Raw genomic sequence first — 1,098 nt, 5'->3', positions numbered from 1 at the left:
CTGGTAACAGTCCCAGTTACAGATGGTTATCAGCCTGCCTGTCTTTGCCGACTCGTTTGTCAGGAACCCGTATTTTTCGAAGCGTGCCAGGGCTGTCCTGACATGCTGTACCGATATCCCCTTGCCTGCCCTGCGGGTGATCTTCTCCAGGCTGGTAACCACCTGTCCCGGCTGGCAGTTGAACTTCCTGCCCTGCCATTCCCATCCGGCCTCTTTATGGTTGACCATCAGCAGCAATGTAATGAGTACTGTTTTTTGCCCGGGGGTCGAGAGATGCCAGATCGGTTTATCCGGCAGCGACCTGTATAGCTTGATATATCCTTCGTTTTCCATTTTTTTTGTATTACCTGTTTTGTTATTTACATTTATGCCGGCGATTCAATTATCTATGCCGGCTATCCGGTTGTTCAGACTACTGTTTTATTTATCTTTTCAGGATAACCCTTTCCCATACGCATATCAGGTTATCAGGTTAATATTATTGGATTCATATTAGTTATGTGGCAAAGGCTTTACCTCCTATACAGGGGCTTCCGGCTTATTTTCCGGAAATCCTGTATTTATGGACTCATCCGTAGTATTTTCTTTATATCGCTCACCCGGTACCTCCTTCTCCCCACGGTGGAGACAGGGCACAGGTAGCCGGATTTATTCCAGCGCCGGAGCGTGCCTGTATTTACATCCAGTAGCTGCGCCGCCTGTCCGGCGCTCAGGCAGGTTCCGTTTTCAACGTCCGTATCCTGATGCCCCGGTTCTTCCCGGGTTTTGTCTATACAATAATCGATTGCTTCGATCAGTTGCCCGGCATTGATGGTTACATTCAGGCTGGCATTGTCGCTTAATAAGTCATACAAGTTCATTATGCAAAAATTTTTGGTTTGCCCGTGTTCCGGTAGCTTACGGCCTATCCCGCACGTCCGGCAGTCCGTAAGTACCTGCCGTTTTAGACAATACAAAATTGCACAAAGGATACCTGTTTACAGAAAAGGGAATTTTCGAAAACAGGTAATAATGTAATATACAGAATATTGCAGGAAAAAGAGGGAATTGCTACAGGGAACAGGCAGGGAATTTATAAACGACAATTCCCTTTTATAA

2 protein-coding genes are annotated in these 1,098 nt (G+C 46.4%); both read right to left on the bottom strand.

Features of this window, described 5'->3' with window-relative positions; genetic code table 11:
• The coding region (locus ACFO6W_RS26295) for a hypothetical protein (RefSeq protein WP_380002135.1) at positions 1-333 on the bottom strand (333 nt) is incomplete at its 3' end.
• Positions 334-560: 227 nt separating this feature from the next.
• On the bottom strand, positions 561-860 hold the full coding sequence (locus ACFO6W_RS26290) for a helix-turn-helix domain-containing protein (protein ID WP_380002133.1): 300 nt from the start codon (positions 858-860) through the stop codon (positions 561-563).
• Positions 861-1,098: the final 238 nt, after the last annotated feature.

The organism is Dysgonomonas termitidis (assembly GCF_042654545.1).
Lineage (GTDB): Bacteria > Bacteroidota > Bacteroidia > Bacteroidales > Dysgonomonadaceae > Dysgonomonas > Dysgonomonas termitidis.
Note: the sequence above shows the minus strand (reverse complement) of the source record. Positions and strands in the feature narration are given on the sequence as shown.

Excerpts from the sequence above, each read along its gene's own strand:
- ACFO6W_RS26290 (WP_380002133.1), bottom strand. The coding sequence starts at position 860 with ATGAACTTGTATGACTTATTAAGCGACAATGCCAGCCTGAATGTAACC.